This is a genomic window from Streptococcus sp. HMSC072D03 (assembly GCF_001812855.1).
GTDB lineage: Bacteria > Bacillota > Bacilli > Lactobacillales > Streptococcaceae > Streptococcus > Streptococcus salivarius_D.
In genome coordinates this window covers 38,126-51,262 of the sequence record NZ_KV810679.1, presented here as the reverse complement: position 1 = coordinate 51,262, position 13,137 = coordinate 38,126, and the positions used below count along the sequence as shown (strand labels likewise).

Below are 13,137 nucleotides of genomic sequence, written 5' to 3'. Positions count from 1 at the left end.
GTCTCAAAATAGTTAGAATTCGTGGTATAATAGAAACTGTTTAAAAATTAAAAGAAAGTGTGATATGTATGGGAATACTTTCGTCCATTGATATTGATTTTTGGCGGTCACTCTTCGATAGTCCGCTGAAAGTTATCGTCAATAGTTTGGACATATTGATTGTTGCTTTTTTAATTTATCGCTTTATTAGGGCCCTACGAGGGACAAAAATTATGACCCTTGTTCAAGGGGTTGTCTTATTTATTTTTGTCAAACTGATTTCTGATTTTATAGGCTTCACGACGATTTCTTATTTGATGAATCAGGTCATCAACTATGGAGCCATTGCGGCGGTTGTGATCTTTGCGCCAGAGCTTCGTTCTGCACTTGAAACCTTTGGGCGTACGCCTCAGCATTTTTTGCAAAGTAAAGAGGTTAGTTCAGACGAGAAGTTGGTTCAAGCCTTTGTTAAAGCTGTTAAGTACATGAGTCCTCGTAAGATTGGGGCCTTGGTTTCTATTGAACAGACTCAGACCTTACAAGAGCAGATTGCGACGGGGATTCCGCTTGATGCGGTGGTGACTGGGGAACTATTAATTAATATTTTCATCCCAAATACACCGCTTCATGATGGAGCAGTTATCATCAGAGATAACAAGGTTGCGACGGCTTGTTCTTATCTGCCATTGACGGAATCTAATAAGATTTCCAAAGAGTTTGGAACTAGGCACAGAGCTGCCATTGGTCTTTCAGAACAAACAGATGCGCTTACCTTTGTTGTTTCCGAGGAGACTGGTGCGATTTCCATTGCTTACAAGGGAAATTTCATACACGATCTCTCCGTTCAAGAATTTGAAGAAGAGTTGAGTCTTATCTTGTTGAAAGAACAAGAACCACGTCAGTCATTCTTCCAACGTTGGATTGGAGGTAGCAAAAAATGAAGTGTTTTGTAAATTTCTTTAAAAACGATCGTTTATGGCAGATACTAGTTGCACTCTTCTTTGCTGTAGTACTCTTTTTCACAGCCTGGTCGGGGAACGCGCAAAATAAACAGAATAGTTCAAGTGCATCTAATACCTTTACACAAACCATTGAGTCGGTTCCTGTGGATATAAAATATGATAGTGATAAGTACTTTATCAGTGGTTATTCCTATGATGCCGAAGTCTATTTGACGGCGACAACACAGCTGGCTTTAACGACTGAGACAAGTAGTGATACACGTCACTTTAAATTAGTTGCTGATTTGTCAAATTTAGGCCAAGGAACCAGTCGAGTACCTATTCAGGTTAAGGATCTTCCAGCCGGAATGTCTGCGCAGGTATCTCCATCAACCTTGACGGCAACTATTGGCAAAAAAGCCAGCAAGACCTTTGATGTAGTAGCTAATATTACATCAGATAAGTTGGCAAATGGTTATGAAGTGAAAAAAGTTAGCCTGGATGAAACCAAGGTAGAAGTGACGTCGAGTGAAGATATCATTAACCAGATTGACCATGTTCAAGCAGTATTGGAAGGTGATTCCAACCTGTCTGAAGATTATGATGGTAACCTGGTTCTTCAAGCCGTTTCGGCAAATGGAACAGTCCTAGCAAGTTCTATCTCACCAGCTAAGGTACACGCCAAGATTAATTTGAGAAAATTAAGCAAATCTGTTCCTGTCAAGGTTGAACTGACTGGAGATAAGGCTAGCAATGTGTCTAATATCAGCTATAGCTTTGATCGTGGGCATGTGACTATCGTTGGTAGCCAAGAAGCTATGGATAAGATTGATAGCATCACAGTCCCTGTGGACATTAGCCAAGTGACTAAGGATACTTCAAAAACAATAGACCTTAAGGCAGAAGGTGTTACGGTTCAGCCTGGCACTGTTAAGGTTAACTTAAAAGTCACGCAAAAATAGGGGAGTTACATTTTCCCCAAATTCATGTATAATGGATGGGACTGAGAGGGCCTAATCTCATAAAAATGTAACCAATTAAAAATGTTTAAAATCAAGGGTTGAAAATATTGGCGAAATCTTATAAAGTTAGATTATCTAGATAGATTTCACTAGATTGACTCTTGCTAAACAGCATCACAGTTTAAGGAGGATTTAGTGCTCAAGCACTAATAATAAAATTATGGGTAAATATTTTGGAACAGACGGTGTTCGTGGAGAAGCAAACGTTGAACTTACGCCTGAATTGGCCTTTAAATTAGGTCGTTTTGGTGGTTATGTGCTTAGCCAACATGAGACTGGCCGTCCTAAAGTTTTTGTGGCACGTGATACACGTATTTCTGGTGAGATGTTGGAATCTGCCTTAGTAGCAGGTTTGCTCTCAGTGGGTATTGAAGTCTACAAACTTGGAGTACTTGCAACACCTGGTGTCTCATATTTGGTTCGTACAGAAAATGCAAGTGCCGGTGTTATGATTTCAGCCAGCCATAATCCAGCTCTTGATAATGGCATCAAGTTCTTTGGTGGTGATGGCTTTAAATTGGATGATGCGCGTGAAGCGGAAATTGAAGCCCTTCTCGATGCTGCAGAAGATACGCTTCCACGCCCTTCAGCTGAAGGACTTGGAACCCTTGTGGATTATCCAGAGGGTCTTCGTAAATACGAAAAATTCTTGGTGGCTACAGGTGTTGACCTTGGTGGCATGAAAGTTGCCTTGGATGCGGCCAACGGTGCGGCTGCGGTATCTGCACGTAACATTTTCCTTGATTTGAACGCAGAAATCGCTGTCATTGGTGACCAACCTGATGGCCTTAACATCAATGCTGGTGTTGGTTCGACACACCCAGAGCAGTTGCAAGCCTTGGTTAAAGAAACTGGCTCAGCTATCGGTCTTGCCTTTGATGGTGACAGTGACCGTCTCATCGCTGTTGATGAAAATGGTGATATTGTTGATGGTGACAAGGTGATGTACATCATCGGTAAACATTTGTCACAAAAGGGCGAGTTGTTTAAAAATACCATTGTGACAACAGTTATGTCAAACCTTGGTTTCCACAAGGCACTTGACCGTGAAGGTATTAACAAGGCAGTGACTGCTGTTGGTGACCGTTACGTTGTCGAAGAAATGCGTAAAAACGGCTACAACCTTGGTGGTGAACAATCTGGACACGTTATTATCATGGATTACAACACAACTGGTGATGGCCAATTGACAGCAATCCAATTGACTAAAGTCATGGTTGAAACAGGTAAGAGCTTGTCTGAATTGGCTTCAGAAGTGACTATCTATCCACAAAAATTGGTTAATATCCGTGTGGAAAATAGCATGAAAGATAAGGCTATGGAAGTTCCTGCAATTGCGGCTATCATTGAAAAAATGGAAGCTGAGATGGCTGGAAATGGCCGTATCTTGGTTCGTCCAAGTGGTACAGAACCTCTCCTTCGTGTTATGGCAGAAGCACCAACAGATGATGAAGTGAATTACTACGTTGATACGATTGCTGATGTTGTTCGTGCAGAAATTGGATTGGACTAAGTATGATAGCTAAACTGAGAGCCTTCATGGCTACCGAAGTTTTCAAGTACCTTTTCTTTGGTGTCTTGGCAACTTTGGTCTATATGGTTAGTCGTACTTTGATTTTCCAGTTTACTCAACAAGGAGCACTTTCAGCAGTCTTAGCAAATGCGATTGCCATTATCTTTGCCTTTTTTACAAATGACATGTTTGTCTTTAATCAGGAAAAGACAGGTATGGTCACGCGCTTTGTTAAGTTCGTGGGAGCCCGCCTCTTGACCTTGGTCTTGGATTTGGCTCTGGCCTATTTCTTGGTTGATACCTATCCAGAAATTATTGGTCAATTTGTTGGTCATAGTCATGCTTGGGTAAATGGTATCGAGAGTTTGTTCTCTCAGGTCCTTATCATTGTATTGAACTACATTATTTCTAAATTTTTCGTCTTTACAGGCGAGAAAGTATAAACAAAAAGGAAGTTGTTAGGAAATGTGTTAAAAGCATTTCTTACCAACCTCCTTTTTTGATATAATTGAAGAGACTTAAAAAAATAGAAAGATGAAACATGTACGTACAATTATCTCAACGCCTCAAGGACGTAGCAACCTACGTTCCCAAAGGCGCAAAACTCTTGGATGTAGGCAGTGATCATGCCTATCTTCCGATTTATTTACTTGAAAAAGGTTTGATTACTTCAGCTATTGCTGGTGAAGTGGTAAAAGGCCCTTATGAATCTGCTCTTGCTAATGTCTCAGCTTCTGGTTTCCAAGATAAAATCGACGTGCGCTTGGCTAATGGCTTGGCTGCCTTCGAACCTGCTGATGAGGTAACAACTATCACGATTTGTGGCATGGGAGGACGTCTTATTGCGGATATCCTAGATGCTGGAAAGGAGAAACTCAAGGGAGTAGACCGTCTGATTTTACAACCAAATAATCGTGAAGATGATCTCCGTATTTGGTTGATGGAAAATGGCTTTAAGATTGTTGCCGAATCCATCATGACTGAAAATGGCAAATACTACGAAATAATGGTGGCAGAAGCTGGACATATGAGCCTTTCAGACAAGGAAGTGCGTTTTGGTCCTCATCTCATGAAAGACCAATCTCAGGTTTTCCAGCTCAAATGGCAGAGAGAAATCAATAAACTAGAGATTGCTTTAGGCTCCATTCCTCTTGCCAATCAGACTGACCGTGCAGCTATTGAAGATAAAATTCAAACCATTAAGGAGGTTTTGAACCATGTTAGCTAGTGAACTTATCAAGACTTATGAAGAATTTTGTCCACAGGAGCTTTCCATGGAAGGTGATGTGGTTGGTTTACAGATTGGCAGTCTGGACAAGGAAATTCAGAAGGTCATGGTTACCTTGGATGTTCGTGAAAATACAGTAGTTGAAGCTATTGAAAAAGGTGTGGACCTCATCATTGCTAAACATGCTCCAATTTTCCGTCCAGTTAAGGATTTGGTGTCTTCGCCTGACCGAGATATTTTGCTCGACCTGGTTAAGCATGATATTGCAGTCTATGTGAGTCATACTAATATTGATGTCGTTAATGATGGCCTTAATGATTGGTTATGTGACTTACTTGACATTAAAGACACCACATATTTAACGCAGACTTCTGAAAATCATGGAATTGGTCGAGTGGGTGATATCGTGCCACAGACCATTGAAGAACTTGCTCTTAAAGTAAAAGCAGTTTTTGGCTTGGACAGTGTTCGCTTGGTGCGTTATGACCATGATAATCCTCTTGTTAGCCGTGTGGCTATTTGTGGGGGTAGTGGTCAAGGATTTTACAAGGATGCTTTGAAAAAGGGCGCACAAGTCTTTATCACTGGTGATGTTTACTACCATACAGGGCAAGAAATGATTACTAATGGTCTCTTGGCTATTGACCCTGGGCACCATATTGAAGCCCTCTTTATCTCAAAGATTGCTGAAAAACTTGAGGCTTGGAAACGTGAGCATGATTGGAATGTGACCATACTTGAGAGTCAGTCCTCAACTAATCCTTTTGATCATTTGTAGGAGGATGTGTCTTTGACTTGGCTTTTACATCAAAATGTGGTCTTTTTGGCCTTACTTGCAGGTCTTTTTACTTGGGGCTGTACCATTGTCGGTTCGGCCATTGTTTTCTTCTTCAAGAATATTAGTCGTAAATTGTTAGATATCATGATGGGCTTTGCGGCTGGTGTCATGATTGCGGCCTCTTTTTGGTCACTTTTGGATCCCTCTTTAACCTATGCGACTCAAAATGGCTATGGGAAATGGTCCTGGTTCCCTGCAGCAGCTGGCTTCTTGCTTGGTGGTGTTGCCCTCCGTTTAATTGATGCCGTCGTTCCTCATTTGCATTTAGGAAATGACATCTCAAAAGCAGAAGGGATTCAACCTCGTAAGAAAAAGTTGTCTAAAACAGCCCTGCTCTTTTTGGCTATCACAATCCATAATTTTCCAGAGGGATTAGCCAGTCGGTGTGACTTTCGGAGCCTTGGCTGGCGGTAATATGACACTTGCAGGTCTCATGGGAGCCATTGGTCTAGCTATCGGTATTGGTTTGCAGAATGTCCCTGAAGGTGCAGCCCTCTCTATTCCTATTCGAGCAGATGGAAAATCTCGTATCAAGGCCTTTTATTGGGGATCTATGTCAGCCATCGTGGAGCCTATAGGGGCTGTTATGGGAGCTGCTCTTGTTATGTGGATGATGGCGATTATTCCTTATGCTTTGGCTTTTGCGGCTGGTGCCATGATCTTTGTGGTAACGGAGGAATTGATTCCTGAATCACAAACCAATGGTAATACTGACGTCGCCACCTTAGGACTCATGGTTGGCTTTGTCGTCATGATGGTCATGGACGTGGCCTTAGGTTAAAAATACTAGAGAGCTGTGCCTATTGATATAGGACTCAGCTCTTTTCAAATAGATGGAGTAAAAAATGAAAATAGCAATTGTTGGTGCAGGTATCGTCGGTTCAACGGCTGCCTACTACTTATCAAAAGAAAAAGACGCAGAGGTTACAGTATTTGATCATGGTCTCGGGCAAGCCACCAAGGCGGCAGCAGGGATTATCAGCCCCTGGTTTTCCAAGCGTCGTAATAAAGCCTGGTATCGAATGGCCCGTTTGGGAGCCGATTTTTACCAAGATTTAGTTTCAGATCTTGAAAATGATGGTTATGACACGAGCTTCTATGATCAGTCTGGTGTAGCCCTTCTCAAGAAAGATGATAGTAAGTTGGACGGTTTGTATCAGCATGCAGAAACTAGGCTAGAAGAATCACCCATTATTGGTGAACTCTCTATAAAAAATGCTGCCGTCCTCCCTGAATTTACTGGATTTGACCGTTATCTCTATGCTTCTGGAGGTGCCAGAGTGGAGGGTGCAGAATTGACAGCTACTTTGATTGAGGCCTCAGGTTTTGAAAAGGTAGAGGGGCCAGTCACACTATCTCCTCTTGACAATGGCACTTACGAGATTAATGGTCAAACTTTTGATAAGGTCATTCTCGCTTGTGGTGCCTGGCTAGGTCAAACGCTTGAACCCCTTGGTTTTGAAGTAGATGTTCGCCCCCAAAAGGGGCAATTGCGCGACTACTTCTTTGAGGGCATGGATACTGGTAGATTACCTGTTCTGATGCCAGAGGGCGAATTGGATGTCATTCCTTTTGCTGGTGGAAAGATTTCGGTAGGGGCCAGCCATGAAAATGACCAAGGCTTTGATTTGACAGTTGATGAGACTGTACTTGCAAGTCTGGAGGAAGAGGCTAAGACCTATTTCCCTGATTTAAGTACTGCCAAGTCCTTCTCAGAACGTGTGGGAACTAGAGCCTACACGAGTGATTTCTCACCTTTCTTTGGAGAAGTTCCAGAGCTTGAGGGTGTTTTTGTCGCCTCTGGTTTAGGATCTTCAGGACTTACGACAGGGCCACTTATTGGAAAAAATTTGGTTGATTTGGTTATGAACCGATCTGGTAGTTTGGACAGTGCAGATTATCCAGTGGCTCAGTACGTTAAGAAAAAAGACTAATAGTATTAAAGCCCTCCAATATATTAAGATTTATGAATCAGTTAGCTATTTCTCCTTATTTAGGGATGCTAGCTGATTCTTTTTATTAGAGTTTCTTTGTATCTATTTCTTATTTAATTAGAAAATGATAAAATAGTAACTGTTCATCGATTGTAGGTGAGTACTAATAAAAAGGGGAGGGACTATGTTCCAAAAAGTTAAAGTTTATGTGACAGTCATTGTTACTTTGCTAGCCATAAGTTTAGGCCTGTCTGTCAAAGCAGGGGCAGCAGAAGACTTGGCTGTGACAAAGACAAGTATTGTTCTAGAAAGTTATGAGTTTGGACCGGCTGTAACCAAAGTCATTTTTGAATTTAATCAGAAGGTCACGCCAGAGGTTGTCCACAGCTCAACTCAGGTTACAACAGCAGGGGTCAGTCGTCAGGTAACGAACTCTTATGTTTCTGATGATAAGGGGCATGTGGTCTATTATGACAATAGCAAGTACGTGACGCTTGAATTGAGCCTACCGTCTTATAACCGCTACAACATGGGTGGGAATGCTGAACCTATGTATTTCAACCTTTCTACTTGGACTAACCAATGGCTGGAAAGTTACATGGTATCAATGAAAGACTTGTCAGTAGTGGCAGAAGGTAGTAGTCAGTCACAGATGGTTTCATCTGAACAAGATGCTATCAACAATCGTTTGATGCCAACGACGGAGGTTTTCGACGAGCGCGGACAGGTAGGTAACATGCAGTATGCGGCTTATAGTGCCCAGACTGGTACTGGGAATAGCACCAAACCATTGATTGTCTGGCTACACGGCATTGGTGAAAGAGGGACAGACATGAATATTCCGCTTCTTTCAAATGACGTCTATGCGCTTACCCAGCCTGATATTCAAGGCCATTTCTTAACAACTGGTGATCAGGCGCGTGGGGTTAATGTTCTAGCTGTTCAAACGCAGACACCTTGGGGGTCGGATAACGCAGCCCAACTCAAAGAGACCATTGATACCTACCTAGCTAATCACCCTGAGGTAGATAAGGGACGAATCTATCTTGCGGGAGTTTCAAATGGTGGTGGTATGGTCTTGACCATGGGAGCAACCTATCCAGATTATTTTGCAGCTCTCATTCCAATTGCTGCTCCCTTAACTGTTGACCAATCTGGAATTGATAAACTGAAGAACCAGCCTATGTGGTTGATTCACACAAAGGCAGACGCAACAGTCCAACCAGAAAATAGTGTCTTGCCTTTATATAAGAGCTTGATTACCTCTGGAGCTACTAACAAGTGGTTCTCATACTTTGAAACAGCTACTGGGACTGATCTTCCTGGGACAGAGTATGATGGGCATTGGGCTTGGATTTATTTCTTCCATGACCAGGTGATTGGCGTTCAGCATCCTGAAAATACGAAAAATTGGGACGGTTACAGCGGTATGGTAGCCACCGATCCAACTAATGGAGGTGGCTCTCGTGCCAGTGTCAATGGACAAACTTATAACAGTATCTTTGACTGGATGAGTGCACAAAGACACTAAGAGGATGATAATCACACTCCCCAAAGGGAATATTACAAGATATTATCCTCAATCTAAAGGGGTTTCAATCGAAATCCTTTTTTAGATTGGATTAAGAAAATGGGCACTTGTGATTTTCTTAATGAAAGCTTAAGAACATAGGGTTTACCGTGACAAGAGGGCTGAAAAATGCTAAAATATAGATAATATATTAGAGAAAAAAGGAGCCTTCTTATGAAAGGTATTATTCTTGCAGGTGGTTCAGGGACACGTTTGTATCCATTGACACGTGCTGCATCAAAACAACTGATGCCGATTTACGATAAACCAATGATTTACTATCCACTCTCAACGCTTATGTTGGCTGGTATTAAGGAAATTCTCATCATCTCAACGCCACAGGACCTTCCACGTTTTGAAGAGCTTCTTGGTGATGGTTCTGAGTTCGGTATTTCACTTTCTTACGCAGTACAACCAAGCCCAGATGGATTGGCTCAAGCCTTTATCATTGGTGAAGACTTCATTGGTGACGATAGTGTTGCACTTGTCCTCGGGGATAACATTTTCCATGGCAATGGTCTTTCTGCCATGCTTCAACGTGCTGAAGCTAAGGAAAAAGGTGCCACAGTCTTTGGTTATCAAGTTAAGGACCCAGAACGTTTTGGAGTTGTTGAGTTTGACGACAATATGAATGCCATCTCTATCGAGGAAAAACCTGAGCATCCAAAATCAAACTTTGCTGTAACTGGTCTTTATTTCTATGACAATGATGTTGTGGAAATTGCTAAAAACATCAAGCCAAGCCCTCGTGGCGAACTTGAAATCACGGATGTTAACAAGGCTTACCTAGAACGTGGAGACCTCTCTGTTGAGCTTATGGGACGTGGCTTTGCTTGGTTGGATACAGGCACTCACGAAAGTCTCTTGCAGGCTGCTCAGTACATCGAAACAGTTCAACGTTTGCAGAATGTCCAAGTAGCTAACCTTGAAGAGATTGCCTATCGCATGGGTTATATCACTAAAGAACAGGTTCTTGAATTGGCACAACCACTTAAGAAAAATGAATACGGACAATATTTGCTCCGTTTGATTGGAGAAGCATAATGACTGAACAATTTTTTGGTAAAGAATTAGCTGCACGCAAGATTGATGCCATCCCAGGTCTGCTTGAATTTGATATTCCTGTTCATGGAGATAACCGTGGATGGTTCAAGGAAAACTTCCAAAAGGAAAAGATGTTGCCACTTGGTTTTCCAGAATCATTCTTTGCAGAAGGAAAATTGCAAAATAACGTTTCTTTCTCACGTAAAAATGTTTTGCGTGGCTTGCACGCCGAGCCTTGGGATAAATACATCTCAGTGGCAGATGAAGGAAAGGTTCTTGGAACTTGGGTTGACCTCCGTGAAGGCGAAACGTTTGGGAATACTTATCAAACTGTTATTGATGCCTCAAAAGGAATCTTTGTTCCTCGTGGTGTTGCCAATGGTTTCCAAGTTCTGTCTGACAAAGTATCATACAGCTATCTCGTAAACGATTACTGGGCACTTGAACTTAAACCTAAATATGCCTTTGTCAACTATGCTGACCCAAGCCTTGATATCAAGTGGGAAAACTTGGAAGAAGCAGAAGTCTCAGAAGCAGATAAAAATCACCCATTGCTCAAAGACGTTACCCCCCTCAAACCAGAGGATTTGTAAAAATATAGCTCTTGAAACAATTAAGAAAATCATTATATAGTTTTTAGCTTTGTTATAAACGAGCGAAGCGAGCTATATGATTAGCTTTCCGCCGTGAGAAAAGCACCTGAATCATTGTGTTTCAGGTGCTCGGAAGTTTTGAGACATCAGGCTCAAAACTTAGTCATGGAACTTCTTCGAAGTTCGCTGACGTCCGTACTCACCTAAGGAAAGCTAAAAAAGATTGATTTAAGGAACGATTAAGAAAAATAATATTTTTTGGAGAAAAAATGACTGAATATAAAAATATCATCGTAACTGGTGGCGCAGGTTTCATCGGTTCAAACTTCGTACACTATGTCTACAACAACCATCCAGACGTACATGTGACTGTCCTTGACAAACTCACTTACGCTGGTAACCGTGCCAATATTGAAGAAATCCTTGGTGACCGTGTTGAATTGGTTGTTGGTGATATTGCTGATGCTGAATTGGTTGATAAATTGGCTGCTAAGGCTGATGCTATCGTTCACTATGCGGCTGAAAGCCACAATGATAATTCATTGAACGACCCATCACCATTTATCCACACAAACTTCATTGGTACTTACACACTCTTGGAGGCTGCTCGTAAATACGATATTCGTTTCCACCACGTGTCAACAGACGAAGTTTATGGTGACCTTCCATTGCGTGAAGATCTTCCTGGACACGGTGAAGGTCCTGGTGAAAAATTCACAGCAGAAACAAAGTACAACCCTTCATCACCATACTCATCAACTAAGGCTGCTTCAGACCTTATCGTTAAAGCATGGGTGCGTTCATTTGGTGTTAAAGCAACTATTTCAAACTGCTCAAACAACTATGGACCTTACCAACACATCGAAAAATTCATTCCACGTCAAATCACCAACATCTTGTCAGGAATTAAACCAAAACTTTATGGTGAAGGTAAAAACGTCCGTGACTGGATTCACACTAACGACCACTCAACTGGTGTTTGGGCTATCCTCACTAAAGGCCGTATCGGTGAAACTTACTTGATTGGTGCCGATGGTGAAAAGAATAACAAGGAAGTTCTTGAACTCATCCTTGAAAAAATGGGGCAACCAAAAGATGCTTACGACCGTGTCACAGACCGTGCTGGTCATGATTTGCGTTACGCTATTGACTCAACAAAATTGCGTGAAGAACTCGGTTGGGAGCCACAATTTACAAACTTTGAATCAGGTTTGGAAGAAACAATCAAGTGGTACACAGATCACCAAGACTGGTGGAAAGCCGAAAAAGAAGCTGTTGAAGCTAACTACGCTAAGACACAAGAAGTGCTTAAATAATTGGAAAATCTATCACTTCCAAGCTAGTGATAGATTTTTCTATTAAGAAATCTTAGGAGAGATGATGAATAGAAAAGAATGGATTGAATATTTTGAAGCGATTAATAATCGTAAACCCACTATTCAGGAGTGTCAGCAGGCCCTTCTAAATGGTGAATTTGTTATGGAAGGAAAACAAGCTACTTTTTCCAACAATGGAAATTCCGTGACTGAAGGAGCCATGCCTTTTCCAAATCAAATGACTGGTCAAATGGTCAACCCAGCTTATTCACAACAAATTGTCTTTGTTAAGAAGAAAAAGTTTGGCAAGAAGACTTTTCTTGGTCTTGGGATTGCTTTATTTCTTGTTGTAGCAACAAGTCTTGGCCTCTTTTTGTTTTCTTCCAAAGGAACAAACTTGGGTGGCTTGTGGGTAAATGGTAATAATGACGGGCTTGTTTATGATTTAAAAGAAAAGAATTCAAAACTTTTTACTGGCTATACGGAAGATAATATTAAAGAAGTTGCTCTCGGTAAGAAGGTTCGACAAGAGTTTGAAAGAAGCATAAAGGCGGTAAGTGATTCAAAACTAAAATTTATTGCTGATTTTGACAAGAAGTACCAATTTCATACAAAAGAGGTCATACTGGTTAAGACTGAACGATATGGCTACTATAATCTGGTTCAGAAGGATGGAACAAATGTCATTTTAGACATAGGCTTATCAGAAGTATTTTCCCACGGATCAAACACTAAAGAATTTAAAAAGAGATGTCTTTTTTATAAGGCGGAGGTTCCAAAAGCCTTTGTTGGTAACTGGAAGAAATTTGATGAGGATGATGACGCCGAAGGAAAAGCTACTATCTCTGAAAATGGTGTTATTTCTACAGATTCCGATGATACAGATATCTTAATTGCTAAACCTTTAAGAGAATATCTGGTGAACAAATCAGGTAAAGTAGATAATGATAAGGTGCAGAAAGAATTTGATAAAATACAGAAGTCTCTTAAGTCACATGGTTATCAGGCTAAGAGTGTTAATGATATCTACCACGATGAGAGAAGTTCCTACTATTTTGCAGTTGTAGATGGTGGCAAGCGCATTGTTATCTTAGAGGATAGCTATGGAGATCTCTATTCAGGTTATATCGAAAGACAAGACAAAGATTAATCACGATAC

The 13,137-nt window shown here is 41.3% G+C and carries 12 protein-coding genes and 1 pseudogene; all 13 read left to right on the top strand.

Going from position 1 to position 13,137, the window contains the following annotated elements; genetic code table 11:
- The first annotated feature begins 68 nt into the window (after nt 1-68).
- Nucleotides 69-920, top strand: a complete 852-nt coding sequence (gene cdaA / locus HMPREF2877_RS07115; RefSeq protein WP_070579414.1) for a diadenylate cyclase CdaA — start codon at nt 69-71, stop codon at nt 918-920.
- Nucleotides 917-1,882, top strand: coding sequence for a CdaR family protein (locus tag HMPREF2877_RS07110; protein ID WP_004182701.1), 966 nt, complete (start codon nt 917-919; stop codon nt 1,880-1,882). The genes cdaA and HMPREF2877_RS07110 overlap by 4 nt, the downstream gene beginning before the upstream one ends.
- Before the next feature lie 220 nt (nt 1,883-2,102).
- Nucleotides 2,103-3,455, top strand: coding sequence for a phosphoglucosamine mutase (glmM, locus tag HMPREF2877_RS07105; RefSeq protein ID WP_004182700.1), 1,353 nt, complete (start codon nt 2,103-2,105; stop codon nt 3,453-3,455).
- A 2-nt stretch (nt 3,456-3,457) separates the two neighbouring features.
- Nucleotides 3,458-3,898, top strand: a complete 441-nt coding sequence (locus HMPREF2877_RS07100) for a GtrA family protein (protein WP_037605588.1) — start codon at nt 3,458-3,460, stop codon at nt 3,896-3,898.
- A 98-nt stretch (nt 3,899-3,996) separates the two neighbouring features.
- Nucleotides 3,997-4,683, top strand: a complete 687-nt coding sequence (locus HMPREF2877_RS07095) for a tRNA (adenine(22)-N(1))-methyltransferase (RefSeq protein ID WP_070579411.1) — start codon at nt 3,997-3,999, stop codon at nt 4,681-4,683.
- Nucleotides 4,673-5,461 carry a Nif3-like dinuclear metal center hexameric protein gene (locus tag HMPREF2877_RS07090; protein WP_070579407.1) on the top strand — a complete coding sequence of 263 codons (789 nt, stop codon included), beginning with the start codon at nt 4,673-4,675 and terminating at the stop codon, nt 5,459-5,461. The genes HMPREF2877_RS07095 and HMPREF2877_RS07090 overlap by 11 nt, the downstream gene beginning before the upstream one ends.
- A 12-nt stretch (nt 5,462-5,473) precedes the next feature.
- A pseudogene (locus HMPREF2877_RS07085) lies at nt 5,474-6,302 on the top strand (ZIP family metal transporter).
- A gap of 64 nt (nt 6,303-6,366) precedes the next feature.
- Complete coding sequence (locus tag HMPREF2877_RS07080) at nt 6,367-7,455, top strand: NAD(P)/FAD-dependent oxidoreductase (protein WP_070579405.1); 1,089 nt, start codon at nt 6,367-6,369, stop codon at nt 7,453-7,455.
- Between the two features lie 184 nt (nt 7,456-7,639).
- Nucleotides 7,640-8,986: an acyl-CoA thioester hydrolase/BAAT C-terminal domain-containing protein gene (locus tag HMPREF2877_RS07075; protein WP_070579402.1), complete on the top strand. Its 1,347-nt coding sequence runs from the start codon at nt 7,640-7,642 to the stop codon at nt 8,984-8,986.
- Nucleotides 8,987-9,199: 213 nt separating this feature from the next.
- Nucleotides 9,200-10,069 carry a glucose-1-phosphate thymidylyltransferase RfbA gene (gene rfbA / locus HMPREF2877_RS07070; protein WP_002883992.1) on the top strand — a complete coding sequence of 290 codons (870 nt, stop codon included), beginning with the start codon at nt 9,200-9,202 and terminating at the stop codon, nt 10,067-10,069.
- Nucleotides 10,069-10,662 (top strand): dTDP-4-dehydrorhamnose 3,5-epimerase family protein, encoded by a 594-nt coding sequence (locus tag HMPREF2877_RS07065; protein WP_004182693.1) that lies wholly within the window; start codon nt 10,069-10,071, stop codon nt 10,660-10,662. The genes rfbA and HMPREF2877_RS07065 overlap by 1 nt, the downstream gene beginning before the upstream one ends.
- 269 nt (nt 10,663-10,931) lie before the next feature.
- Nucleotides 10,932-11,978 (top strand): dTDP-glucose 4,6-dehydratase, encoded by a 1,047-nt coding sequence (rfbB, locus tag HMPREF2877_RS07060; RefSeq protein WP_002884100.1) that lies wholly within the window; start codon nt 10,932-10,934, stop codon nt 11,976-11,978.
- 64 nt (nt 11,979-12,042) lie between these two features.
- Nucleotides 12,043-13,128 carry a hypothetical protein gene (locus HMPREF2877_RS07055; RefSeq protein ID WP_070579400.1) on the top strand — a complete coding sequence of 362 codons (1,086 nt, stop codon included), beginning with the start codon at nt 12,043-12,045 and terminating at the stop codon, nt 13,126-13,128.
- Nucleotides 13,129-13,137: the final 9 nt, after the last annotated feature.